At 53.8% G+C, this 24,037-nt stretch carries 23 protein-coding genes and 1 riboswitch; of the genes, 12 read left to right on the forward strand and 11 right to left on the reverse strand.

Features of this window, described 5'->3' with window-relative positions; translation table 11 throughout:
* Positions 1-335: 335 nt before the first annotated feature.
* Both purH and purD read left to right on the forward strand, forming a co-directional pair.
* Positions 336-1,925, forward strand: a complete 1,590-nt coding sequence (gene purH, locus CHU32_RS25180) for a bifunctional phosphoribosylaminoimidazolecarboxamide formyltransferase/IMP cyclohydrolase (RefSeq protein WP_103678653.1) — start codon at positions 336-338, stop codon at positions 1,923-1,925.
* A gap of 11 nt (positions 1,926-1,936) precedes the next feature.
* Positions 1,937-3,226: a phosphoribosylamine--glycine ligase gene (purD, locus tag CHU32_RS25185; protein ID WP_103678654.1), complete on the forward strand. Its 1,290-nt coding sequence runs from the start codon at positions 1,937-1,939 to the stop codon at positions 3,224-3,226.
* A 72-nt stretch (positions 3,227-3,298) separates the two neighbouring features.
* On the opposite strand, the gene CHU32_RS25190 is transcribed toward purD, so the two are convergent.
* The 6 genes from CHU32_RS25190 to nudC form a co-directional block, all read right to left on the reverse strand.
* Positions 3,299-3,997: a DUF1481 domain-containing protein gene (locus CHU32_RS25190; RefSeq protein ID WP_103678655.1), complete on the reverse strand. Its 699-nt coding sequence runs from the start codon at positions 3,995-3,997 to the stop codon at positions 3,299-3,301.
* A gap of 6 nt (positions 3,998-4,003) precedes the next feature.
* Positions 4,004-4,276, reverse strand: a complete 273-nt coding sequence (hupA, locus tag CHU32_RS25195) for a nucleoid-associated protein HU-alpha (RefSeq protein WP_006816568.1) — start codon at positions 4,274-4,276, stop codon at positions 4,004-4,006.
* Positions 4,277-4,462: 186 nt separating this feature from the next.
* Positions 4,463-5,053: a YjaG family protein gene (locus CHU32_RS25200; RefSeq protein ID WP_103678656.1), complete on the reverse strand. Its 591-nt coding sequence runs from the start codon at positions 5,051-5,053 to the stop codon at positions 4,463-4,465.
* A 42-nt stretch (positions 5,054-5,095) separates the two neighbouring features.
* Entirely contained in the window at positions 5,096-5,767 is a 672-nt protein-coding gene (nfi, locus tag CHU32_RS25205) for a deoxyribonuclease V (RefSeq protein ID WP_103678657.1), read from the reverse strand.
* Between the two features lie 9 nt (positions 5,768-5,776).
* The gene (hemE, locus tag CHU32_RS25210) at positions 5,777-6,841 is read right to left on the reverse strand and encodes a uroporphyrinogen decarboxylase (protein WP_103678658.1); all 1,065 of its coding nucleotides are present in this window, start codon (positions 6,839-6,841) and stop codon (positions 5,777-5,779) included.
* A gap of 41 nt (positions 6,842-6,882) precedes the next feature.
* Positions 6,883-7,656, reverse strand: a complete 774-nt coding sequence (gene nudC / locus CHU32_RS25215; RefSeq protein WP_103678678.1) for an NAD(+) diphosphatase — start codon at positions 7,654-7,656, stop codon at positions 6,883-6,885.
* A 98-nt stretch (positions 7,657-7,754) separates the two neighbouring features.
* On the opposite strand from nudC, the gene rsd reads away from it, so the two are divergent.
* The 7 genes from rsd (at position 7,755) to thiH (ending at position 13,858) form a co-directional block, all read left to right on the forward strand.
* Positions 7,755-8,258, forward strand: coding sequence for a sigma D regulator (rsd, locus tag CHU32_RS25220; protein ID WP_103678659.1), 504 nt, complete (start codon positions 7,755-7,757; stop codon positions 8,256-8,258).
* A 52-nt stretch (positions 8,259-8,310) separates the two neighbouring features.
* Positions 8,311-8,415: riboswitch (TPP riboswitch) on the forward strand.
* An 84-nt stretch (positions 8,416-8,499) separates the two neighbouring features.
* Positions 8,500-10,395: a phosphomethylpyrimidine synthase ThiC gene (gene thiC / locus CHU32_RS25225; RefSeq protein ID WP_103678660.1), complete on the forward strand. Its 1,896-nt coding sequence runs from the start codon at positions 8,500-8,502 to the stop codon at positions 10,393-10,395.
* On the forward strand, positions 10,392-11,036 hold the full coding sequence (gene thiE / locus CHU32_RS25230; RefSeq protein ID WP_103678661.1) for a thiamine phosphate synthase: 645 nt from the start codon (positions 10,392-10,394) through the stop codon (positions 11,034-11,036). Before thiC ends, thiE begins: the two co-directional genes overlap by 4 nt.
* Positions 11,023-11,778, forward strand: coding sequence for a thiazole biosynthesis adenylyltransferase ThiF (gene thiF, locus CHU32_RS25235; RefSeq protein WP_103678662.1), 756 nt, complete (start codon positions 11,023-11,025; stop codon positions 11,776-11,778). The genes thiE and thiF overlap by 14 nt, the downstream gene beginning before the upstream one ends.
* Positions 11,762-11,962, forward strand: coding sequence for a sulfur carrier protein ThiS (thiS, locus tag CHU32_RS25240; protein WP_103678663.1), 201 nt, complete (start codon positions 11,762-11,764; stop codon positions 11,960-11,962). Before thiF ends, thiS begins: the two co-directional genes overlap by 17 nt.
* A 1-nt stretch (position 11,963) precedes the next feature.
* Complete coding sequence (gene thiG, locus CHU32_RS25245) at positions 11,964-12,734, forward strand: thiazole synthase (RefSeq protein ID WP_103678664.1); 771 nt, start codon at positions 11,964-11,966, stop codon at positions 12,732-12,734.
* Positions 12,731-13,858 (forward strand): 2-iminoacetate synthase ThiH, encoded by a 1,128-nt coding sequence (gene thiH, locus CHU32_RS25250; protein WP_103678665.1) that lies wholly within the window; start codon positions 12,731-12,733, stop codon positions 13,856-13,858. Before thiG ends, thiH begins: the two co-directional genes overlap by 4 nt.
* 159 nt (positions 13,859-14,017) lie before the next feature.
* Here thiH and CHU32_RS25255 read toward each other — a convergent pair whose 3' ends face one another.
* The gene (locus CHU32_RS25255; RefSeq protein ID WP_103678666.1) at positions 14,018-15,163 is read right to left on the reverse strand and encodes an SIS domain-containing protein; all 1,146 of its coding nucleotides are present in this window, start codon (positions 15,161-15,163) and stop codon (positions 14,018-14,020) included.
* 96 nt (positions 15,164-15,259) lie between these two features.
* Here CHU32_RS25255 and CHU32_RS25260 point away from each other — a divergent pair, with 96 nt between their 5' ends.
* Positions 15,260-15,991 (forward strand): GntR family transcriptional regulator, encoded by a 732-nt coding sequence (locus CHU32_RS25260; RefSeq protein ID WP_176691715.1) that lies wholly within the window; start codon positions 15,260-15,262, stop codon positions 15,989-15,991.
* On the opposite strand, the gene CHU32_RS25265 is transcribed toward CHU32_RS25260, so the two are convergent.
* Together CHU32_RS25265 and CHU32_RS25270 are read right to left on the reverse strand one after the other, a co-directional pair.
* Positions 15,981-17,297 carry a 6-phospho-beta-glucosidase gene (locus CHU32_RS25265; RefSeq protein WP_483883556.1) on the reverse strand — a complete coding sequence of 439 codons (1,317 nt, stop codon included), beginning with the start codon at positions 17,295-17,297 and terminating at the stop codon, positions 15,981-15,983. The two genes, CHU32_RS25260 and CHU32_RS25265, sit on opposite strands and share 11 nt — an antisense overlap.
* 9 nt (positions 17,298-17,306) lie before the next feature.
* Positions 17,307-18,635, reverse strand: coding sequence for a PTS sugar transporter subunit IIC (locus tag CHU32_RS25270; RefSeq protein WP_103678669.1), 1,329 nt, complete (start codon positions 18,633-18,635; stop codon positions 17,307-17,309).
* Positions 18,636-18,965: 330 nt separating this feature from the next.
* Here CHU32_RS25270 and CHU32_RS25275 point away from each other — a divergent pair, with 330 nt between their 5' ends.
* Both CHU32_RS25275 and CHU32_RS25280 read left to right on the forward strand, forming a co-directional pair.
* The gene (locus CHU32_RS25275) at positions 18,966-19,271 is read left to right on the forward strand and encodes a PTS sugar transporter subunit IIB (RefSeq protein WP_103678670.1); all 306 of its coding nucleotides are present in this window, start codon (positions 18,966-18,968) and stop codon (positions 19,269-19,271) included.
* Positions 19,272-19,275: 4 nt separating this feature from the next.
* Positions 19,276-19,593, forward strand: a complete 318-nt coding sequence (locus CHU32_RS25280) for a PTS lactose/cellobiose transporter subunit IIA (RefSeq protein WP_103678671.1) — start codon at positions 19,276-19,278, stop codon at positions 19,591-19,593.
* A 273-nt stretch (positions 19,594-19,866) separates the two neighbouring features.
* On the opposite strand, the gene CHU32_RS25285 is transcribed toward CHU32_RS25280, so the two are convergent.
* Both CHU32_RS25285 and CHU32_RS25290 read right to left on the reverse strand, forming a co-directional pair.
* Positions 19,867-22,536 (reverse strand): hypothetical protein, encoded by a 2,670-nt coding sequence (locus CHU32_RS25285; RefSeq protein ID WP_103678672.1) that lies wholly within the window; start codon positions 22,534-22,536, stop codon positions 19,867-19,869.
* Positions 22,529-24,034, reverse strand: a complete 1,506-nt coding sequence (locus tag CHU32_RS25290; RefSeq protein WP_245880273.1) for a purine-cytosine permease family protein — start codon at positions 24,032-24,034, stop codon at positions 22,529-22,531. Before CHU32_RS25290 ends, CHU32_RS25285 begins: the two co-directional genes overlap by 8 nt.
* Between the last annotated feature and the right edge of the window lie 3 nt (positions 24,035-24,037).

A 24,037-nucleotide genomic window follows, 5' to 3' on the forward strand; every position in this document is an offset into this window, starting at 1 on the left:
TTTTTCTCTTCAACCAACCGGCTGTTTGTGTGAAGTGATTCACATCCGCCGTGTCGATGGAGGCGCATTATAGGGAGTTATCGAGCGCCCGCAACACTTAAATTGCAGAAAAATGACTGACTGCTGCATTCCCCAGCAAAACCCCTACTTATACCCATTTACACACAGAATTATCCACAGACTGATAAAAGCATGAAAATTCGCGAGCGTTGCGCAAACGTTTTCGTTACAATGCTCGCGCAAAATGAAGGATGCCCCGCCTGGGGCGTTAGCTGAGTTTTTACGAGAAAATTCACCTAACGCTCTCTGTAATTTGCAAATCCAGGGGATTTACCATGCAACAACGTCGTCCAGTCCGCCGTGCTCTGCTCAGTGTTTCTGATAAAGCCGGTATCGTCGAATTCGCTCAGGCACTTTCTGCACGCGGTGTGGAACTGCTTTCAACCGGCGGCACCGCCCGTCTGTTAGCAGAGAAGGGTCTGCCGGTAACCGAAGTCTCCGATTACACCGGTTTTCCGGAAATGATGGATGGACGCGTCAAAACCCTGCACCCGAAAGTGCACGGCGGCATTCTGGGCCGTCGTGGCCAGGATGACGGGATCATGCAGCAGCATGGTATCGCGCCTATTGATATGGTGGTTGTTAACCTCTATCCGTTCGCCGATACCGTTGCTCGCGAAGGGTGCTCGCTGGAAGATGCCGTAGAAAACATCGATATCGGCGGCCCGACGATGGTGCGCTCCGCCGCCAAGAACCATAAAGATGTCGCTATCGTCGTAAAGAGCAGCGACTACAACACCATTATTAACGAGATGGATGCCAACGACGGTTCTCTGACCCTCGATACCCGTTTCGACCTCGCGATTAAAGCCTTCGAACACACCGCCGCTTATGACAGCATGATTGCCAACTACTTCGGCAGCATGGTTCCCGCCTATCATGGCGAAAGCAAAGACGCCGCTGGTCGCTTCCCGCGTACCCTGAATCTGAACTTCATTAAGAAGCAGGACATGCGCTATGGCGAAAACAGCCATCAGCAGGCTGCCTTCTATATAGAAGAGAATGTGAAAGAAGCCTCTGTCGCGACGGCCCAACAGGTTCAGGGTAAAGCGCTTTCTTATAACAACATTGCCGATACTGACGCAGCGCTGGAATGCGTTAAAGAATTCAGCGAACCGGCCTGCGTCATTGTTAAGCACGCTAACCCCTGTGGCGTGGCAGTAAGCACTTCTATTATTGATGCTTACGACCGTGCGTATAAAACCGACCCGACTTCCGCCTTCGGCGGCATCATCGCGTTTAACCGTGAGCTGGACGCCGAAACCGCGCGGGCGATTATCTCCCGCCAGTTTGTCGAAGTGATCATCGCGCCCTCCGCATCGGAAGAAGCCCTGAAAATCACCGCTACGAAGCAAAACGTTCGCGTGCTGACCTGCGGCCAGTGGGCTGAGCGTGTACCGGCCCTGGATTTCAAACGCGTCAACGGTGGCCTGCTGGTTCAGGATCGTGACCTGGGTATGGTCGGCGCACAGGATCTGCGTGTGGTGACCAAACGTCAGCCGACTGAGCAAGAGCTGCGCGATGCGCTGTTCTGCTGGAAGGTGGCGAAGTTCGTAAAATCCAACGCCATTGTTTACGCTAAAGAGAACATGACCATCGGTATAGGCGCAGGCCAGATGAGCCGCGTCTACTCCGCGAAAATCGCCGGGATTAAAGCCGCTGACGAAGGTCTGGAAGTGAAAGGCTCTTCCATGGCCTCCGACGCCTTCTTCCCGTTCCGCGATGGTATCGATGCCGCTGCAGCCGCTGGCGTGAGCTGCGTGATCCAGCCTGGCGGGTCTATTCGCGATGAGGAAGTGATTGCCGCCGCTGACGAACACGGCATTGCAATGATCTTCACCGACATGCGCCACTTCCGCCATTAATGGAGCGAGAGATGAAAGTATTAGTGATTGGTAACGGCGGCCGCGAGCACGCGCTGGCGTGGAAAGCGGCGCAATCGCCGCTGGTTGAAACGGTTTTTGTTGCACCAGGCAATGCAGGTACCGCGCTTGAGCCGATACTGCAAAACGTTGCCGTTAGCGCGACGGATATTCCTGAGCTGTTGAATTTCGCGCAGAATGAGAAAATCGATCTGACTATCGTCGGCCCGGAAGCGCCGCTGGTGATTGGCGTGGTTGATGCCTTTCGCGCGGCAGGATTGAAAATCTTCGGTCCCACTCAGGGCGCGGCGCAGCTGGAAGGCTCCAAAGCCTTTACGAAGGATTTCCTCGCTCGTCATAACATCCCGACGGCGGAGTATCAGAACTTCACCGACATTGAGCCTGCGCTGGCGTATCTGCGTGAAAAAGGCGCGCCAATTGTGATTAAGGCCGACGGTCTGGCCGCAGGTAAAGGTGTGATCGTGGCGATGACGCTGGAAGAAGCAGAAGCTGCCGTGCGCGATATGCTGGCAGGCAACGCTTTTGGCGACGCGGGTCATCGCATTGTAATAGAAGAGTTTCTTGATGGCGAAGAAGCCAGCTTTATTGTGATGGTGGACGGCGAGCACGTGTTGCCGATGGCCACCAGTCAGGATCACAAGCGCGTCGGTGATAAAGACACCGGGCCGAATACCGGTGGGATGGGCGCGTATTCGCCTGCGCCGGTGGTGACGGATGACGTTCACCAGCGCACGATGGAGCGTATTATCTGGCCAACCGTGAAAGGCATGGCGGCGGAAGGCAATACCTACACCGGCTTTCTGTACGCGGGTCTGATGATCGACAAACAGGGCAACCCGAAGGTTATCGAGTTCAACTGCCGCTTCGGCGATCCGGAAACTCAGCCGATTATGCTGCGCATGAAATCCGATCTGGTGGAACTGTGCCTCGCCGCCTGTGAAAGCAAACTGGATGAGAAGACCTCCGAGTGGGACGAGCGCGCCTCGCTGGGCGTGGTGATAGCGGCTGGCGGTTATCCTGGCGATTATCGCACTGGCGATGTGATCCACGGCCTGCCACTGGAAGAAGTGGCGGACGGTAAAGTCTTCCATGCCGGAACAAAACTGGCGGATAACGATCAAGTATTAACCAGCGGCGGCCGCGTGCTGTGCGTTACGGCGCTGGGCAATACCGTCGCAGAAGCCCAGAAGCAGGCGTACACGCTGATGGCAGACATTCACTGGGACGGCAGCTTCAGCCGCCAGGATATTGGCTGGCGGGCGATAGCGCGCGAACAACAGTAATACCTTCGTTTCAACGTCCCCTTTCCACTCCGGCGAGGGGACGTCCACTACCCCCTCACCCGCCCTGCTGCGTCAGAATTCGTCTTCTTTCGGCTGCCAGGTACAGAAGTCTTCGTTTGCCACCAGCAATAACTGCGAGCCTTCTGGCGCTTCCAGCCATGCCACGCTGACGTCCACAGAGGAGTGGCTCTGGCGGCGCTCAATATGGCTTAGCGCCCGCGCGTCAAAGTCTGGCGCGATCGTGTCGCCTTTACAGGTGGTAATCGTGTGATTCTGATGCCAGCGCCCTTGATGCAGCACAACGCGTCCCTGGCGCAATGCATCGCTGGTCTGGCGAATCTGTTGAGCGCGATAGCGGTAGAGTTCGATACGGTCACTGGAAAGCTGCTGCTTCTCGCCGTTCACTTCATGCTGCATAAAGCTGAGTTCACCGCGATCGTCAAAGCGGACCCGAATATGCTCGGGAGGTTTATCATAAATATTGAGTTCAATGAGTGCCAGGGTATCGCCCTGCCAGCGGTATTCACTGGTGGATGTTGTCCCGTTATGCCATGGACTGAATACAGAAAGGAGATGTACCTCTCCGTCAACGTCTTTACGCCAGACGCGTACTGCGCCGCTGTCATCAGCGTAGCCGCTGGCGGTGAAGGGCGGTGGAGATGAATGGCCGCCGCAGGCCGACAGCAACAGCACGCCTGCCAGCGTCAGTACCCGACGCCAGACAGACAAAAGGGGCGAGAACGCCCCTTCGTTAAAACTGTTCGCTGTCACGCAATATTACTTAACGGCGTCTTTCAGAGCTTTACCAGAGACAAACGCCGGCACGTTAGCTGCGGCAATTTTGATCTCTTTACCGGTCTGCGGGTTGCGGCCAGTACGCTCAGCGCGGTGGTTTACCTTGAAGGTACCGAAACCAACCAGTTGTACAGCATCACCTTCTTTCAGAGACTCAGTAATAGCAGCCAGGGTGGATTCCAGAGCAGATTTTGCCTGTGCCTTAGACAGATCAGCCTTGTCCGCAATTACATCAATCAGTTGAGTCTTGTTCATAAGTTATCCTTACAATGTGTTTATCGCTTGCTAAGCATCGAGTGCGACGGAAATGCCTGAAAAGCACTCTCCTGCATACACGCACCGATAGCCACTTTTTTTCGCCCTCCAAATGTAGACCAGACGAGGGGCTAATGGGAAGCCTCCAGGCATGACAAATCAGGCGTTAAATCACGTTTTGTTGTCTCATTGCTGCAAATTTATACCGATATTGCTCTCACCAGCCTCTCTCAGGTCCGCGCGCAGCCCTTTTATCAGCTCAACGTCGCGCTCTTCGCAGTCGGCCAGAAGACGGAAAATCTCCCACTGAATGTCCCATTCCTGCTCAACAGCCGGGTTTAGTCTCAACTCTTCATCGGTCATTTCCCGACCTGCCTGGGTCATTTCCAGCATCGCTACAGTGGTGATTGACGCTTTGCTGACCTCAATGGCATGCTCCAGCGTTTCACCGCTCAGGCGCGAGTGAATCAGTTCACTCAGCGCAACACAGGCATCAATCGCCGGATAGACGCCGTAAACATCATAGTCGTCTGCAACCGGGATCGCCTCTTCCAGCTTCTCCAGTTGGCTGTCGAAATTGACCTTCGCATCTTTTACCGTCAGCGTTTCCCAGATAAGGTCGACAATACGACGGTAAAGCTGCGGGTCGGCAAACTCAGTCTGCTGGCAGAACATCGCGTAGTTGGGGTACATACGCTCACACAGACAGGCCATAAACGTGGTGTGCTGCCAGCTTTCCAGCTTCTCCAGCCGCAGATGGATCGGGTTTTGTAGCATGATGAGATCTCAAATTCGGAAATTAGCCGCAGTTTACCTGAATCAACCGTTAATTTCCTGCCATCGCACAAAGGCGGTGCGCCGTGAAGCCACAGCATCGGCCCAGCGTGTGGGCTCCGGCAGGCGGTAGCCTTTCATACAGCGTTGCACCCATGCCAGCGCGGTATCCGTACTCACACGGTGCCCGGTTGCCACAAACAGCGGATTACAACGCGCCTTGCTGCGCCAGACCCAGGCAAGCTGTTCGCCCTTGTCCATCAGCGGGGCCAGCGCGCCCGGCTCGTCAGAAAGCGGCTCAAATTTGCCGCACAGCCGTTTTTTCGCCACGCCGATGGTCGGCACATCCACCAGCAGGCCAAAGTGGCTGGCAACGCCAAGGCGACGCGGGTGAGAAATGCCGTGACCATCAACAAACAATAAATCAGGTTTTTGCGACAGCATCTCCCACGCCGCCATCAGCGCGGGATACTCGCGAAACGACAGGAACCCAGGAATGTAGGGCATGGTGGTAGGAATACGCGCGATCTGGTGTTCAACCAGCTCCAGCGAAGGATATTTCAACAACACCATCGCGGCCCGCGTCACCTCTCCGCCCTGCTCGAATCCCACATCCGCCCCGGCGATAAGCTCCGGCGGATCACTGTCCAGACGATCCTCGCGGCAAACCGAAGAAGCCAGTTCAAATTGTTGAGCGCGTAGCGACGCAAGATCCATAACAACTCCTTACAAGTGGTAAGGCGCAGAGAGACGATGGACCGCCTCGACAAATACGCCTGCATGTTCCGGGGGGACATCCTGGTGGATGCCGTGACCAAGATTGAAGACGTGGCCTTCACCCTGGCCGAAACCTGCAAGTATAGTCGCCACTTCCTGTTCGATGCGTTCAGGTGCGGCATAAAGCATCGACGGGTCCATATTGCCCTGCAACGCCACTTTGTCACCGACGCGGCGACGGGCATCGGCAATATCGGTCGTCCAGTCGAGGCCCAGCGCGTCACAGCCGGTTTCTGCGATAGCTTCCAGCCACTGACCGCCGCCCTTGGTAAACAGCGTCACCGGTACGCGACGACCGTCGTTTTCACGCAGCAGACCATCGACAATTTTATGCATGTAGTAGAGTGAGAATTGTTGATAATCGCGTCCGGTCAGCACGCCGCCCCAGGTATCGAAAATCATCACTGACTGCGCGCCCGCGCGAATTTGCGCGTTCAGGTACAGCGTGACGCTTTTTGCCAGCTTATCCAGTAGCGTATGCAGCGTTTGCGGCTCGGCATACATCATCTTCTTGATGACGGTAAACGCCTTGCTGCTACCGCCTTCAACCATGTAGGTCGCCAGCGTCCACGGGCTGCCGGAGAAACCAATCAGCGGTACTTCGCCTTTCAGCTCGCGGCGAATGGTACGTACGGCGTTCATCACATAGCCCAGTTCCAGTTCAGGATCGGGAACCGGCAGTTTATCGACGTCGGCTTTGCGGGTGATGGGAGAGGTAAAACGCGGACCTTCACCAGCTTCAAAGTAAAGGCCCAGCCCCATTGCATCCGGAATGGTCAGGATATCCGAGAAGAGGATCGCCGCATCCAGCGCATAGCGACGCAGCGGCTGTAAGGTCACTTCACAGGCCAGTTCGGCGTTTTTGCACAGCGACATAAAATCACCCGCCTGGGCGCGCGTCGCTTTGTATTCCGGCAGATAGCGCCCGGCCTGACGCATCATCCAGACAGGGGTGACATCCACAGGCTGACGCTGTAGCGCACGCAGGTAACGATCGTTCTTCAGTTCGGTCATCATGATTTCCTTTTACGTTATGCCCGACAGTATATAGGAAATTACGCGTCCTCTGCCCGACACAACGCCACCGTGTCTTCAATCAGCCGCCGGGCGACGGTTCCCGCCTCCGGTAACAGCGGCAGGTTATCGTAGCGGTACCAGCCTGCATCCAGCAGCTCTTTTGGGTCGATAACAATTTCACCGCTGTCATATTCGGCCATAAATGCCGTCATCAGCGACTGGGGAAACGGCCACGGCTGTGAGGTAACGTAACGCAGGTTCTTCACGGTAATCCCGCTCTCCTCCATCACCTCGCGAGCCACGGTCTGCTCAAGCGTTTCGCCGACTTCGGTGAAACCCGCCAGCACGGTATAAACGCCGTTACGATGCCGCGTGTGCTGGGCCAACAAGATGGAGTCTCCGCGCCGGATGGCGACAATGATGCACGGCGCAATTTGCGGATAGTAACGTTCGCGGCAGTGGCTACACAGCATCGCCCATTCGGTCTTGCTCGGGTGCATGGTATGACCGCAATAGCCGCAGAATTTGTGCGAGCGGTAGAATTCGGCAAGCTGCACGCCGCGTCCGGCAAGCTGAAATAATCCTGCATCCTGGGTAATGACCTGGCGTACCGACCCCATATCGCGGTGACGCTGCTGTTGCACCAGCCAGACCGCTTCGCCCTCCCATTCGCCGATATGGAGTGCGCTCTGGCCCACAAGATCAAAATTTCCTGCCTCGCCATGTGGTAATTCTCCGGCGGGCAGCCATAATTTTTGTTCATGGCTGACTATCCACCAGCCGCGATCTGACTTCTCGATAATACGGACCATAATCACTTGCACAACCTTAGTTTCACTGGCATGTTGATAACATTATTTTTACATTTTTAGTGAACAATTTTTCTCATCTTAATTTTACGGGGTCATTTATGCTAAACCACCTGGAAAGACTGACAGAGCGCGTTGGAGGAAGTAATGAACTCGTCGATCGCTGGTTACAGGTGCGCAAGCAATTGCTTGTGGCTTATTACAATCTTGTTGGTCTTAAACCTGGCAAAGAATCAGTGACCCAGCTTGATGAAAAAGCGCTTGATAACTTCTGCCATAACCTGGTTGAGTATCTTTCAGCCGGTCATTTCAGTATTTATGAACGCATTATCAGCGAAATGGAAGGGGCAAGCCCACTTATCGCCGCAACGAAGCTGTATCCGTTGCTGGAAGAGAACACCCAGGTGATCATGGGCTACTACGATTCCAGCCTGGAAAATGCTATCGACCATGATAATTATCTTGAATTCCAGCAGGCGCTTTCCGGTATCGGCGAGTCGCTGGCTGCCCGCTTTACACTGGAAGATAAGCTGATTCAGTTAGCCTTTGAGAACAACCTCAAAGAAAGTGCGAATGACGAAACGAATATCGCGCGCCCGGCTTGAGTTCTTGAGTTTTAGCGCGTAAGTTACCTGCATTACCCCTCTCACGAGGGGTTACATCTTGTCGGAGTGCCTTTAGTCAAAGGCTGAGACCGTTAATTCGGGATCCGCGGAACCTGATCAGGCTAATACCTGCGAAGGGAACAAGAGTAATTCTGCTTTTGACGTTGCCGTTACGGACTACGTCTATCCATTACTCCCTCCGTCGTCTGACAAGCCACGTCCTTACTTTTTGGAATGAGCTATGTCTGAACTGAAACTGACCCGCCGCGAACAACGCGAGCACGCACAACACTTTATCGATACTCTGGAAGGCACCGCTTTCCCGAATTCAACACGCATCTACATTACCGGCTCCCAGCCGGATATCCGTATTCCGATGCGCGAGATCCAGCTTAGCCCGACGCTCACCGGCGGCAGCAAAGATCATCCGCAGTTTGAAGAGAACGAGGCGGTGCCGGTGTATGACACTTCAGGTCCCTATGGCGATCCTGACGTGAAGATTAATGTCCAGCAGGGGCTGGCGAAACTGCGCCAGCCGTGGATAGACGCACGTGATGACAGCGAAGAACTTCCCGACCGCAGCTCGGCGTATACCAAAGCACGGCTGGCGGACGATGGCCTCGACGACCTGCGGTTTACCGGCCTGCTGACGCCAAAGCGGGCGAAAAGCGGCAAATGTGTCACCCAACTGCATTATGCGCGCCGGGGCATTGTAACGCCGGAGATGGAATTTATCGCCATCCGCGAGAATATGGGCCGCGAGCGCGTTCGCAGCGACGTGCTACGCCAGCAGCATCCGGGCCAGAGTTTTGGCGCGCGCCTGCCGGAGAACATCACGGCGGAATTTGTCCGTGATGAAGTGGCCGCCGGACGCGCGATTATTCCCGCCAATATCAACCATCCGGAATCCGAACCGATGATCATCGGCCGCAACTTTCTGGTCAAAGTAAATGCCAATATCGGCAATTCGGCGGTCACGTCTTCTATCGAAGAGGAAGTGGAAAAGCTGGTCTGGTCGACCCGCTGGGGCGCGGACACGGTAATGGACCTGTCCACCGGCCGCTACATTCATGAAACCCGGGAATGGATACTGCGTAATAGTCCGGTGCCGATTGGCACGGTGCCTGTCTATCAGGCGCTGGAGAAGGTGAACGGAATCGCCGAAGACCTGACCTGGGAAGCCTTCCGCGATACGCTGCTGGAGCAGGCAGAGCAAGGTGTGGACTACTTTACCATCCACGCGGGCGTACTGCTGCGCTATGTACCGATGACCGCAAAACGTCTGACGGGGATTGTTTCACGCGGCGGTTCGATCATGGCGAAATGGTGCCTCTCCCATCATAAAGAAAACTTCCTCTACGAACGCTTCCGCGAGATTTGCGAAATCTGCGCTGCCTATGACGTCTCGCTTTCGCTCGGCGACGGCCTGCGGCCTGGCTCCATCCAGGATGCTAACGATGAGGCGCAATTTGCCGAGCTGCATACGCTGGGCGAGCTGACCAAAATCGCCTGGGAATACGACGTGCAGGTGATGATTGAAGGCCCCGGCCACGTGCCGATGCAGATGATCCAGCGCAATATGACCGAAGAACTGGAACATTGCCACGAAGCGCCGTTCTACACGCTGGGACCGTTGACCACCGATATCGCACCGGGCTACGACCATTTCACCTCCGGCATTGGCGCGGCGATGATCGGCTGGTTTGGCTGCGCCATGCTCTGCTACGTGACGCCGAAAGAGCACCTCGGTCTGCCGAACAAAGAAGATGTTAAGCAGGGGCTGATTACCTACAAAATTGCTGCCCACGCGGCTGACCTGGCGAAAGGCCACCCGGGTGCGCAGATCCGTGACAATGCAATGTCCAAAGCGCGCTTTGAGTTCCGCTGGGAAGACCAGTTTAATCTGGCGCTCGATCCGTTCACTGCCCGTGCGTATCACGATGAAACCCTGCCGCAGGAATCCGGCAAAGTCGCCCATTTCTGCTCCATGTGCGGACCGAAATTCTGCTCGATGAAAATCAGCCAGGAAGTGCGTGATTTCGCGGCGAAGCAGGAAGCAGAATCCGGGATGGCCGAGATGTCCACCAGCTTTCGGGCGAAAGGCGGCGAAATCTACCTGCGTCAGGAGGAAGTATGAATTATCAACCTGACTTTCCTCCGGTGCCGTTTCGCCTCGGGCTGTACCCGGTGGTCGATAGCGTGGAGTGGATAGCTCGCCTGCTGGAAGCTGGCGTGCGCACGCTTCAGTTGCGGATTAAAGACAAGCGTGATGACGAAGTTGAAGCCGAGGTGGCGGCGGCCATTGCGCTGGGACGTCAATACAATGCCCGCCTGTTTATCAACGACTACTGGCGGCTGGCGATTAAGCATCATGCGTACGGCGTGCATCTGGGCCAGGAAGATTTAGAAACCACCGATCTGAAAGCAATTCAGACTGCCGGGCTACGCCTCGGCGTTTCCACCCATGACGATATGGAAATTGATATTGCGCTGGCGGCACGTCCCTCTTACATCGCGCTTGGCCACGTTTTTCCGACGCAAACCAAACAGATGCCCTCCGCACCACAAGGGCTGGAACAACTTGCCCGGCATATTGCGCGGCTTGGCAACTACCCGACGGTCGCGATCGGCGGTATTAGCCTTGCGCGAGCGTCGGACGTCCTGGCAACCGGCGTCGGCAGTATTGCCGTCGTCAGCGCCATCACTCAGGCGGCCGACTGGCAGGCAGCCACGGCAACATTGCTCCAGCTTGCGGGGGTGGGCGATGAACGATCGTGATTTTATGCGCTACAGCCGACAAATATTGCTGGAAGATATTGCCATCGACGGCCAGCAGAAACTGCTCGACAGCCGGGTGCTGATTGTCGGCCTCGGCGGTTTAGGCGCACCGGCTGCGCTTTACCTGGCGGGCGCGGGCGTGGGTACGCTGGTACTGGCCGACGATGACGAGGTTCATCTGAGCAATCTGCAACGCCAGATCACATTCACTACCGACGATATCGCCCGTTCGAAAGCGCAGGTTACCCGGCAGCGTCTGTCGCGGCTCAATCCGGACATTGAGCTGATAACCCTTGAGCAGCGTCTCACTGGCGATGCATTACAGCACGCGGTAATTCAGGCTGATGTCGTGCTTGACTGCACGGACAACATGGCCACTCGCCAGGCGATTAACGCGGCGTGCGTTAAAACCAATACGCCGCTTATTACCGCCAGCGCCGTCGGTTTTGGCGGTCAGCTTATGGTGCTGACGCCGCCATGGACGCACGGCTGCTACCGCTGCTTATGGCCGGACGAGAACGAACCCGAGCGTAACTGCCGCACGGCAGGCGTCATCGGTCCGGTGGTGGGCGTGATGGGGTCGCTACAGGCGCTGGAAGCCATCAAACTTCTGAGCGGTGTGCGTAGCCAGCACGGCGAACTGCGGCTGTTTGACGCCAGAGCCAATAGCTGGCGTAGCCTCATCCTGCGCCGTGCCAGCGGTTGCCCGGTATGCGGAGGACATCATGCAAATCCAGTTTAATGATGAACCGATGCAGTGCGCAGAAAATCTTACCGTTGCCGGCCTGCTCGACACGCTTCATCAGCTCAAACCGGGCGCAGCGCTGGCGCTTAATCAACAGATCCTGCCGCGTGAGCGGTGGGAACACCAGACCGTGCAGGAAGGCGACCAGATCCTGCTTTTTCAGGTTATCGCCGGAGGCTGACATGTTACGTATTGCTGATAAAACCTTTGATTCCCACCTGTTTACCGGGACCGGGAAATTTGCCTCTTCATCATTGATGACAGAGGCGATTCGCGCTTCGGGCAGCCAGCTGGTGACGCTGGCGATGAAGCGCGTTGATTTGCGCCAGCACAACGATGCGATCCTCGCCCCGCTTGTTGGGGCTGGGGTGACGCTGCTGCCCAATACCTCTGGCGCGAAGACGGCGGAAGAAGCCATCTTTGCCGCGCAACTGGCCCGCGAAGCGCTGGGGACCCACTGGCTGAAGCTGGAGATCCACCCTGACGCCCGCTGGCTACTGCCGGACCCCATTGAAACCCTGAAAGCCGCCGACGCGCTGGTCAAACAGGGCTTTATTGTTCTGCCCTACTGCGGTGCCGATCCAGTGCTGTGTAAGCGTCTGGAAGAGGTTGGCTGCGCCGCCGTCATGCCGCTCGGTGCGCCGATTGGCTCAAATCAGGGGCTGGAAACTCGCGCCATGCTGGAAATTATTATCGAACAAGCCACGGTGCCGGTGGTGGTTGACGCAGGGATTGGCGCGCCCAGCCATGCGGCACTGGCGCTGGAAATGGGAGCCGACGCAGTGCTGGTGAATACCGCGATTGCGGTAGCGGACGATCCGGTGATGATGGCGAAGGCTTTCCGGCTGGCCGTCGAAGCGGGTCTTCTGGCCCGTCAGGCGGTGCCCGGCATTCGTAGCAGCCAGGCCGTAGCCACCAGCCCGCTGACGGGCTTTCTGGAGGCCAGCACATGAGCACCTTTACCGACCACTGGCGCACGCTGGACTGGGACGATATTCGCCTGCGTATCAACACCAAAACCCCCGCCGACGTAGAACGGGCGCTTAACACCGCGCATCCGACGCGCGACGATATGATGGCCCTGCTCTCACCTGCCGCCAGCGCGTATCTGGAGCCGCTGGCACAAAAAGCACAGCGACTCACCCGCCAGCGTTTTGGCAACACGGTCAGCTTCTATGTTCCGCTTTACCTCTCCAACCTGTGCGCCAACGATTGCACCTACTGCGGTTTTTCGATGAGCAACCGTATCAAGCGTAAAACGCTGGATGAGGCAGAAATCGCCCGCGAATGCGATGCCATTCGGGAAATGGGATTTGAACACCTGCTGCTGGTTACCGGCGAACATCAGGGTAAGGTCGGCATGGATTACTTTCGTCGCCATCTGCCCGCGATTCGCCGCCGATTTGCTTCGCTGCAAATGGAAGTACAGCCGCTGGCGCAGGAAGAGTATGCCGAGCTGAAAACTCTCGGCCTGGATGGCGTGATGGTTTATCAGGAGACTTACCATGAAGCCGAATATGCCCGGCATCATCTGAAAGGTCATAAACAGGATTTTTTCTGGCGGCTGGAAACGCCGGATCGTCTCGGACGGGCAGGGATCGACAAGATCGGCCTTGGCGCGCTGATTGGTCTCTCAGACAGCTGGCGCGTGGACTGCTATATGGTGGCAGAGCATTTGCTGTGGCTACAAAAACACTACTGGCAGAGCCGCTACTCCATCTCATTTCCGCGTCTGCGTCCGTGCGCGGGTGGCATTGAGCCAGCGTCGATTATGGATGAACGCCAGCTGGTGCAAACCATCTGTGCGTTCCGGTTGCTGGCCCCGGAGATTGAATTATCGCTTTCGACCCGTGAATCGCCGTGGTTTCGCGATCGCGTCGTCCCTCTGGCAATCAATAACGTGAGCGCTTTTTCGAAAACGCAGCCCGGTGGCTATGCCGACGACCATCCGGAACTGGAGCAATTTTCCCCGCATGACGGACGTCGCCCGCAGGAAGTAGCCGATGCTCTCGTTGCGCGCGGCCTTCAGCCGGTATGGAAGGACTGGGATAACTTTCTGGGACGCGCCTCGCAATAGTCGCGCAACATATTGTCGCGAGGCGAAAAAGTGCGGATAGAGCTTCGCAAAGCCCGCGTCGGGAAGTGGTCACGCCTTTCCCGACGCTTTACGCTGTCTTTGTCAGCAAAGGACGCTGACCAGGGCGGAAAACATTCCTCTCACCGCCCTGCCCCACGCTTAATAAACGGTGACTTTGGCGACTTTTGCCACTTTGCCGTCACGTGAGGGATTATCCGGGGTAACGCCAAGCGCAATGGCACGATACAGGCCAGCCACCTGTGCGAAAAGGACATACAGCATGGCAGAAAACGATTCGTGATACTGTGCCAGTTCCGGGCTGGCAAAGTGGTAGTAACGGTCACACACGTGATGGTCAGCGGGCAGCGCGTCATGACCAATGCCGATGATCTGCGCCGCTGCGCTGCGCTCGCCAGTCAGCTCGCTCATCATGTCGAGATCGTAGCGGCGGATCTCAGGGCGCGCGGCAATATAGCCCACCACGGTTGCATCGCGATTGATGATAAGTTTTGGGCCATGACGGAATTCCAGCATGGAATGCCAGGCCGTCATTATATTGCCGTTGCCCATTTCCAGCAGTTTCAGGCTGGTCTCGCAGGCAATGGCTTTCAGGGACAGCGCGCCGACGGCAACCATATTGTCACGCGGCACGGCAGCCCACTGTTCAATATCCGCTGCGTAGTTATTCAAAAAGTACGTCGCCCCACGCTGAAGAACGGGCAGTACACGCTCCAGCTCAGACCAGCAAGCCGGTGCCAGTAGTAGCATGATGTACCACATGGGTATGGTAAATTCGCTGGTGGCGGCAAAGCTGCCGTTGGATGTCCCTTCGGGCACCGCAATAAATAAGCCTTCCGGCTGCTGACTGGCAAGCTGAGCCAGGCGGCTTTGCGCGTTATTAGTAATAGCAATATGCGGCGTACCCGGGTGTGCTGCCAACTGACGCTCTACTACTTTTACGGTTTCTGGCGTATTGCCGGAACTGCTGACTGACACCAGAATACATTTGCCTGAGAGCATTTCTGGCGCAAGCACCAGATCCGTTGCCGCGATGACGTCGACATGACGGGATAACACGCTACGTAACCAATTGACACTGGCCTGTGCGGCCAGCAGCGACGATCCCGCCCCGGTGATGATAATGCGGCTATTCGCATCGCACTGTTTCCAGAAGGCGTCCACTGCCGGACGCTGTGCGCTTATCTGAGTGAATCCTTCCTGCCACAAACGCGGCTGATTGACTATTGCCGCCGCGGTTAATGCCGCACCTTTTTCCTTCCACCAGCTTTCGTTATGATTCAGCATAATAATTTTTCCGATTCCGTTATCCTTGCGCCTGGCAGAAGTTGTGCATTAGCATCCCAACGCCAGCCTTTTTATTGCTTCTTTTCCGGGACCGCCATGAAGCCAGTCTATATTCTGATCCGCGACACGCTGAGACGCGATATTCAAAACCAAAAGTATCCTGTTGGCTCACTTATACCTTCTGAGCGCGAATTGGCTGAGACGTACCAGGTCACGCGCGCCACGGTCCAGAAAGCTATTGCCCATATGCAGCAGGAGGGCCTGGTTAAAAAAGTCGTCGGCAAAGGCACGTTCGTTTGCCGGGCCTTTGCCCCACCGGTATACCTGCTCAACCCGGAAGGCAAAAACAGCGCGCTGGGTGTGACCCAGGAACTGAGCGAGAAAGCCACCATCACCAGCCAGTTGATTTACCACGTCCGGCAACCGGCGGGTGAATATCTTGCCAGCCAGTTTGGCGTCCCGGCAGACGAGCCGGTTCATGCCATCCGTCGCGTGCGTCTCTTTGACGACGTTCCCGCACTGATTGAAGACAGCTATATTCCGCTGGCGATTGTTGCCACGATTGATGACGACACGCTCCAGCACCATTCGCTGTACACCTTCATTGAGCAAACCTGCCGGCAAAAAATTGGCGGTACGGATACTGAAGTCGCCGCCAGTTTGTTTAATGCGGAAATGGCAACGCTTCTTGCCGTTCCGGTGAACTCGCCGATGCTACACATTAAGGAGCGCACGTGGCTGGCAGACGGCACGGTGTTTAACTACTCCTGGAGCTATAACCGTGGCGACCTGTTCCGCATGCGCAGCCGTAAAGTGCTTACGCCCTGAAAAACTGCGGCAGATATTCACGATGCGCTTCCAGCAGCTCATCCAGCACCTGCTTCGCTACTTTACCCGACGGTACCAGCGGGTTCAGGGTCAGCGCCTGTAGCGCCGCACCGTAGCTTCCGGTGACGGCCGCCTCTACCGCCATCTCCTCCCAGGATTTCATCACCGAGACCAGACCGGAAACGGTAGAAGGTAGGGCGTCATTGTTTAACGGGATGGCACCATAGCGGCCAATCACGCAGGTGGTTTCAATAGCGACATTATCCGGCAGCGAGCGGATCGCGCCGTTATTACGTACGTTCACCGTCATTAATAGATTCTTGTCGTTATAAATAGCGCTGATAAGTTCGCAGGCGGCTTCAGAGTAGTATGCCCCGCCACGTTGCTCCAGCTGCTTCGGCTTTTCATGCAGATCGGGGTTTTTATACAGTTCGAAGAGTTCATGCTCGACGGCTTTTACCACTTCACCACGCGTACCGTGCTCCTTGTAATCGTGCAACTGGTTTTCCAGTACGTCGCTGGTGGTGTAGTAATACTGGTGATACGGGCAAGGGATCACCCCCAAATGCTGGATCTGTTCCTGTAGCCATGGAATATCGGGGATATTTTTTGGCTTATGGGCGCTGTCATACTTCAGATTTTTCAGCACCTCTGGCATCACATCCTTGCCATCCATATAGACGTGGGTGCCGTACAGGAAGTGATTTAACCCCACCAGTTGTAACAGGAAGCGGGATTTATCCACGCCGAGGATCTCTGCCACCATGCGCTGCATAGACTGAGAGAGATTGCACAGGCCAACGCATTTAATCCGGCTGTGTTTGATGACGGCTTCAGTCACAATACCGCTTGGATTGGTAAAGTTGACCAGCCAGGCATCCGGACATAATTCTTCCATATCGCGGCAAATATCGAGGATGACAGGAATGGTACGCAGCGCTTTCGCCAGTCCGCCTGCACCATTGGTTTCCTGACCAATCAGCCCGTGCGAGAGTGGAATACGTTCGTCCTTAATGCGCGCATCCAGTTGACCTACGCGTAGCTGCGTCGTCACGAAATCAGCATCTTTTAGTGCTGCACGACGGTCGAGCGTCAGATGGACCTGGCAATCAATACCCGCCGCTTCTACCATTCGTTTTGCCAGATTACCGACGATTTCAAGCTTCTCGCGTCCGGCTTCTACATCCACCAGCCAGATTTCGCCAATCGGCAGTTCATGATAACGCTGGATAAAACCTTCAATGATTTCTGGCGTATAAGAGCTACCGCCGCCGATAGTTACAATTTTAAGTTTCTTATTCATCATATCGTCCTTTTAATATTCTGTTACGGGCAATTTGGTTACGGCTTCATCTACAGAACTGGTTTCATCACGTAAATATTGCCTGTCGAGAGTCATCACAAACGGATAATAAATCGTCATCGCGACAATAAGGTTGATCGCCTGAAATAAAATCCCTTTCCAGCCACAAATCAGAAAGCCGCTAATAAAAATCGGGGTAGTCCATGGAATTTCCAGGCCGGAGGTTAATGGCAGAAATCCACTGGCCATCGCGCTATACGTAATCACGCAAAGCACGACCGGTACGACAATAAAAGGAATGAGCAATACCGGATTCAGCGCAATAGGAACACCGAAGATAATCGGTTCATTGATATTAAAGATGGCAGCCGGGGTCGCCAATTTTGCGATTTCACGCATGCGTTTACTTTTAGCGCGAAACAGCATCACCAGCAGCATCGCCAGGGTGAAACCAGTACCGCCACAAATCAGGAACACATCGCGGAACTGTTGGGTAATAATATTCACAGGTGGCAAACCGGTTTTCATCGCCTGCAAATTTTCCAGCGTCAGCGACCGCCATACCGGTCCCATGATCGCCGTTACGATAGAATCACCGTGCAGGCCAAAGAACCAAAAGAAGCTGATAAAAAATTCGGCAACCATCTGTGAAGGCAGCGTGTTACCCAGCTTCATCATCGGCGCTTGCAGGACGGTAAAGATCATCTCCTGCACGGTGCCGTAGGCTGTGGATTCAAAAAGCAGCCGTATTCCCCAGAAAATCAGGACGATCAATAACGAAGGAATAAGCGAGCTGAAGCTATTTGCCACCGCCGGAGGGACGCTATCAGGCATAATAATCATTAACCGGGGATGGCTAAACAGGCGATAAAGTCTGACCGCGATAAGCGTGGCAATAATGGATAAAAATAACCCCTGGGCACCTAAAGCAAAAACCGGGATCACATCGCTGATAACACCGCCCTGCGCTTGCGGCAGTTTAAAAGGCGTTATAATCATAAAACAAACCAGCGAAATCAGCGCGCACGATATTTCATTGAGCTGCCAGCGTTTGGCCATGCTGATACTGATGCTGACAATGACCAGCAGCGCCATGATTGAATAGGTTGCATCAAGAATATAATTAAGCTGGCTAATGAATTTATCGCCAAAAAGACCGACGATAAAATCACTATATCCAGGGAAAGGGAGGTTGGCGATCAACAGGAAAAAGGAGCCAATAATCAGGAACGGCATAATCCTGATAAAACCATCCTTAATGGCTGAGAGATAATCGTTATTTTCAATTCTTATTGCCAGTGGCAATAGATTTTTTTCCATTAATTCAGTGAATTTATTCATATCGTTCTCACTGTTTTGCTATAGGTTAAGTGGTATATACCACTAAGTCGCAATAGTATTTATCCTCTTTTTATCTGTCAATGGCCGCAGAATCGAATGAAGAGGATTAAACGTGTTTTGTGATTAATGGCACATTTAAAGGTAATACTATCCTGACCACATATCGGGAGGCGGATAGTAGATCGTGCACGCTGATTTGATGTCAAAATGTAACCGGTTTCATTTTTTGCGGCTTTCTTTGTGATGCCTTACACACATTCGACGCAAAAACGTTGTCTGCCGTGCGGCCACGGATAATGATAAAGGACCAAGGAACATTGAGGGCTAGTTATGAAGAACATCGTTTTATGCTGTGCTGCCGGTATGTCCACCAGCATGTTAGTTCAACGTATGAAGGATGCAGCTCAGAAGAAAGGGGTCGAAGTGTCGATCAAGGCTGTGCCCGTCGCTGAATTCAATGACAATATTGCTACTGCTGATATCGTTTTGCTGGGGCCGCAGGTGAAATATGAGCAGGCAAAATTACAGGCACAGGCCGACCCGCTGGGCAAGAAAGTCGCGGTTATCGATATGATGGATTACGGCATGATGAAAGGTGATGTCGTACTTGAGAAAGCCCTCAAGCTAATGGAGTAACGTTGTGGAAGATTTAGAAACAATCATTATGGAGCTGTTAGTGAACGCCGGGGCGGCTCGCAGCCAGGCACTCACCGCATTACAGCTGGCGCGTAAAGGCGATTTTACCGGCGCTGAAAAAGCGATGGAAGAATCCCATGAATACGTCAAGCATGCGCATAAAATCCAGACGCAGCTTATCGGCCTTGATGAAGGTGCGGGCAAGCTTCCAGTTAACCTTATTACCGTTCACTCTCAGGATCACCTGATGAACGCCATGGTGATTCAGGATCTGGCAGGCGATATGATCGAACTTTATCGTCGGTTGCCACTGGTAAACTAATCTCAGTCTCTGTCTCCCGAAGCCGCTGCCGCTGCCGCATCGGGAGATTCACTCAAGAATCTACTATTACGCTACGCGCTTTACGATAATGATCTATAGCGCAAAATACGTTGTTTTCTTTTACTCCCCCCGCCATTGACGCACTATTGCTCATAACAATATGCCCAAAGTGTTACCAGGAAATAGCTGATAAGTGAACCTGGTGATATTCAACCATTAAATAAAGCAGGCCAGTCAGCGGATCGGACTGGCCCGGAAGAAACACCATCGGCATTATACCGCTGCAATCTTAATACTATTTTTAGTTTGCAGGTAAGGCGGCGACGTTATTCCGCATGGAGCCAGTTGCCCTCCCTGCCAGGCACTTTTCGCGTAATAATGATTAGCGGCAGAAGGATATACCACGACAGCCAGCGCGTTCTTTTTACGCAGCAGATGTGCTGGTAGCGTAAACCGATATTCTGGCCATCCTTTTTCCCCGACCTGTTGCCCGTTAAGCCATACTTCTACACTGCCCGATACGTTTGGTAAACAGAGCTGCGCATCGTCTACGATAGCATCAAATTCAATATCAAGTTGATACCGGCCCGCGCCACACCAGTCATTCAGGCCCTGTAATTCCCATCCGCGATCCACTTCAACAGGGCGGGAAATATTATCGACCACCAGTTGCCAGTGTTTATCCAGTACGATGGTATGAATACGTCTTTCTGTATGAAGTGAAAAGCAGCGAACATCTCCCGCATTAACCCTGACAGGATAGCTTTCACTGACATCTTCGGCCAGACAGTTGACATCTCCCGTCGCGATTTGCCATTCACATAACCGACCTGACAGCGCGGGGAAATGCAGCCAGGCATGCAATGGAGCATCGCTATCATTGAACAGTGTAAAATACTCTGTGGTGTCATCATGCGTTATTCGCGTCCAGACCTGTCCATTTTGTGGCGCAAATCCGATATAAGGTCGGGTGGTTTTCAGGTCTGCTGGTAATGTATCCTGTATTACACAGCACCGTTCATGCTTATTGATAAATTTGGTTAGACGTTCCCCAAGCCCCGGCTCAAACCCCGATGCTTCGCTATGCGTCATATGCTTACCCGCGATCAGTAATCGTCCTCCTGCGCACACGAAACTCTCCAGGCGCAGCAACGTCTCAATCGACCGTACAACTTTCATATCCGTCAGTAGCAACGCTGGATAATATTCCCCATTGATTAAACTATCCTGCGCCTGCAACACGTTATCTTCATCAATAAAGAAATATTCATAGCCTTCTGCGCTAAGTCGCTGCGCCCAGCGCGCACCGGTTGCGCCTTCTTCACCGTCAATGCCGTAATGCCAGAACGTGCGCTTCGGATAGATAATACCGATATCGATATAAGGATCACCGAAATCAAGAAACTCAGACAGACGCCCGGACTCCCGGGCAAAGCTGGCATGAAAAGGATACCAGGGCTGAAAGTTAATGCCTGGAGCAAAATCAAACCGTGGATTATTTAATACGCTGTCATCTGACGTTCCATCCGTTAACCAGAAAGCATGGATTAAAAATTGCTTTGCTCCCAGAAGATGATGACGGAATGCCTGCTTTCTGTATTCATGTAATGAAAGCTCCCACTGGCCCGCCGCGAAATGTGTTCCGGGCAGTACACGGGCGTAGTATTGCTCTACAATGCATCCCTTGCGGCCATGTGAACGTGCAACAGAGTCACCGACTTTAGCCGCCATCTGCGGATCGTTATTCCGTGAATCGACTGCCGTAATATCCCGCCATCCATCAAGCGCAAAGTAATCCATGGCAAAATTACAGCGGTTATCCTCGGTAATGATTTTACTGGCAAAATCCCAACTGCTGACATGCCCTAAGACTTCGTGTCCGCTGAGCAAAACATTTCGCTGGCGGCACCAGGCGGCAAGCTCACCGAAAAATGATGTCATTGCCAATTGTGAGTAATGCGAGAAAAACGCGCAGCGACGCCGTGCAGTACGATCGCCAATGTCCATAATTAACGACAATAATATTTCAGGTAACGCGTCCTCCGTTTCCAGTGAATCAATAAGACGACGATCAAACATCAGCGAGGATTTCACCGGCCCAGAATGTTCCCGCCACTGCCAGAAGCAGCTATGTGGCTGGTCGAAAAACATATACGCAACCGTTTTGCCGAAATGATCGCCAAAGGCATGCGCATAGGGCTCATAGCCAACGCGAATGAAATTTTTCGCTGCCTCCGGCATCAAATAATTAATCATTCTGGAAGTACGGCAACGCGCGGCAGCAAACAGACTCACAACGGTATTTTCCCGCCACGGCAGTTTATCAACATCAAACTCGACACTTAGCCTCCCGGACGTGGCCTCCACTGTGCGGGCGCAATATGCAACATCGATAACATTATCTGTGTCGAACGTGTCAGAAAGCGGTGTGGCATAAGCGGCCACAATTTCCCACTCATCCCAGGCCGGTCTACCCTCTTCAAATATCCAGTCCATACCGCACTGCTGCAAGGCCAGGGCATCAGCGGAACGAATATCGGAAATAGAGCAGGTAATTACCCTTTCAGAAACCTTTCCCTGTGCCTGGCTCCAGAAAAGGTGGCGCTCGCGAAGCTCATCATGCCCGGCAACCGTTCTTCCGCCTGCATGCCCGGAAAGCCAATTGTAGTCATCATATACTCCCATCATCAGGCCCAGTTCAGCGGCCTTATCCGCCGTATAGCGACAGGCTTCCAGCCACGCATTGCTGAGATATTCTTCCAGGGGCAAACTTAAACGTGCAGCGATTTGAAACGATCCGAATCCCCCTTCTTTTAATTGCAGCAATTGCTGATCTATTTGTTGCGAGTTGGGGATCGTATGCCAGAACCAGTACGTTGCAGGAGCATGCCAGACATCCGGGTTCTGAAAACGTTGCAGGGCTTCCGGTAAAGGATTATTCATGGTTGTTATCCTTTACGTCGATTGTTGAAGGAAGAACATCAAAATGACAGAGATAGGTCAAAATAGCGTACAACGTCGCTCCCACCAGCATCGCCACCACAACGCCGATATTCGCCGTCGCAAATACGCTGGTTTTGGTTTCCTCGGTCAGCAAAAAACCAACCAGATGCGCAATCCACGGATCGCCAGACGTAATGGTCCCCATCCCTACGACGGATGCAATAAAAAGCGACAATAGAGCAGTCCACCGACCATTACGCCCACCAGCACCGGAAGGTTGGGCCATAGCCGTATTCCAGTTCAGGCGTTTTTGTCGGGCAAAATCGACCAGCTGGATAGCCCCCATCGATCCCAGTACAACGGAAACTGTTGCCAGGAAGGATTGAAACGTTGCCAGGAAAGAATCGGAAATAAATAACAGATAGAATGCGCCAAAAGCGATGATAACGGCATTGAGCGCCGTTGTTGTGGAACGGCTGGCCGGGACGCCCATCGCCAGCAGTGCCAGACCGGAACTGTAAACCCCGGTAATAGCCGCCGCGAGCAGTGAGATAATAATTACAATGGAAAAAGGAACATAAAACCAAAAAGGTAAGAAGGACGTTAATGCAGCGATGGGTTCGGAAGCTGCCGCGTTGCTCAGCGCGGGATTGCTGTCTGCCAGCAGTGCGCCCAGGATCAACAGGATAGATACCGGTAGCGAGATGCCCATAGAGGTCCAGAAAACCACTTTTCTTGCCGGCGTGCTGCGTGGAAGGTATCGGGCAAAGTCGCCGCCATAGTTGAGGAACCCCAGCCCAACCATGGTCATCGCCATTACCATCCCACCAATAAAGGTTAATAGACCCGCGTCCGGGGTTGTGCCGGATTGAGACCAGTGGATATGTGGCATGATGAGAATAATAAAGATAATACTCATCCCCCCGGTCAACCATGCAATGTACTTCTCAACTTTCATGATGAGTTGATGGCCATAAATGGCGACCGACATCGTCAACGCCAGCGTCACAACAAACCAGCCTAAAAGGCATGTCAGAGTAGGGTGACCACCCTCTGCGGCAAACACGGCGGGCCATAACGTGGCAAATAATGACGCCCCCGTCGTAGAAGAAAGCGTAATAATCGTCACCTTCCAGCCCATGTTCGAAATATAAGCAAATAACGTGGGAATTTTATTACCATGGTAACCGAAGGCAAAACGTGTCTGCGTTAGCGTTGGCAAGCCGGTGCGTGGTCCTCCAACGGCAAGTACGCCGACAAGCGTGCTGGAAAGAAAATATCCCAGTACGCCAGCGAAAATAGCCTGCCACAGGCTTAATCCCAATGAGTAAACATAAATCCCGTACGTAATTCCAAGAATTGAGACGTTCCAGGAAAACCAAATTGGAAAAAGTCCGGCGGGTGTACCGTACCGTTCATTGTCTGTAACCGGGTTGACGCCATTCGTTTCAACCTTCATCGGCCCGGATGCATCAACCGTATTTTGCACTTGAGTCATCGT

Origin of the sequence: Superficieibacter electus (assembly GCF_002915575.1) — a bacterium.
In the GTDB taxonomy this organism is placed as follows: Bacteria; Pseudomonadota; Gammaproteobacteria; order Enterobacterales; family Enterobacteriaceae; genus Superficieibacter; species Superficieibacter electus.

Coding starts and splice junctions, on each gene's coding strand:
- nudC (WP_103678678.1), bottom strand. CDS start 7,656: ATGGTCCGTATTATCGAGAAGTCAGATCGCGGCTGGTGGATAGTCAGC.
- hupA (WP_006816568.1), bottom strand. CDS start 4,276: ATGAACAAGACTCAACTGATTGATGTAATTGCGGACAAGGCTGATCTG.
- thiH (WP_103678665.1), top strand. CDS start 12,731: ATGAGCACCTTTACCGACCACTGGCGCACGCTGGACTGGGACGATATT.
- CHU32_RS25200 (WP_103678656.1), bottom strand. CDS start 5,053: ATGCTACAAAACCCGATCCATCTGCGGCTGGAGAAGCTGGAAAGCTGG.
- thiE (WP_103678661.1), top strand. CDS start 10,392: ATGAATTATCAACCTGACTTTCCTCCGGTGCCGTTTCGCCTCGGGCTG.
- CHU32_RS25260 (WP_176691715.1), top strand. CDS start 15,260: ATGAAGCCAGTCTATATTCTGATCCGCGACACGCTGAGACGCGATATT.
- thiC (WP_103678660.1), top strand. CDS start 8,500: ATGTCTGAACTGAAACTGACCCGCCGCGAACAACGCGAGCACGCACAA.
- CHU32_RS25285 (WP_103678672.1), bottom strand. CDS start 22,536: ATGAATAATCCTTTACCGGAAGCCCTGCAACGTTTTCAGAACCCGGAT.
- purD (WP_103678654.1), top strand. CDS start 1,937: ATGAAAGTATTAGTGATTGGTAACGGCGGCCGCGAGCACGCGCTGGCG.
- CHU32_RS25265 (WP_483883556.1), bottom strand. CDS start 17,297: ATGATGAATAAGAAACTTAAAATTGTAACTATCGGCGGCGGTAGCTCT.
- thiS (WP_103678663.1), top strand. CDS start 11,762: ATGCAAATCCAGTTTAATGATGAACCGATGCAGTGCGCAGAAAATCTT.
- CHU32_RS25290 (WP_245880273.1), bottom strand. CDS start 24,034: ATGACTCAAGTGCAAAATACGGTTGATGCATCCGGGCCGATGAAGGTT.
- CHU32_RS25270 (WP_103678669.1), bottom strand. CDS start 18,635: ATGAATAAATTCACTGAATTAATGGAAAAAAATCTATTGCCACTGGCA.
- nfi (WP_103678657.1), bottom strand. CDS start 5,767: ATGGATCTTGCGTCGCTACGCGCTCAACAATTTGAACTGGCTTCTTCG.
- thiG (WP_103678664.1), top strand. CDS start 11,964: ATGTTACGTATTGCTGATAAAACCTTTGATTCCCACCTGTTTACCGGG.
- CHU32_RS25255 (WP_103678666.1), bottom strand. CDS start 15,163: ATGCTGAATCATAACGAAAGCTGGTGGAAGGAAAAAGGTGCGGCATTA.
- thiF (WP_103678662.1), top strand. CDS start 11,023: ATGAACGATCGTGATTTTATGCGCTACAGCCGACAAATATTGCTGGAA.
- hemE (WP_103678658.1), bottom strand. CDS start 6,841: ATGACCGAACTGAAGAACGATCGTTACCTGCGTGCGCTACAGCGTCAG.
- purH (WP_103678653.1), top strand. CDS start 336: ATGCAACAACGTCGTCCAGTCCGCCGTGCTCTGCTCAGTGTTTCTGAT.
- CHU32_RS25275 (WP_103678670.1), top strand. CDS start 18,966: ATGAAGAACATCGTTTTATGCTGTGCTGCCGGTATGTCCACCAGCATG.
- rsd (WP_103678659.1), top strand. CDS start 7,755: ATGCTAAACCACCTGGAAAGACTGACAGAGCGCGTTGGAGGAAGTAAT.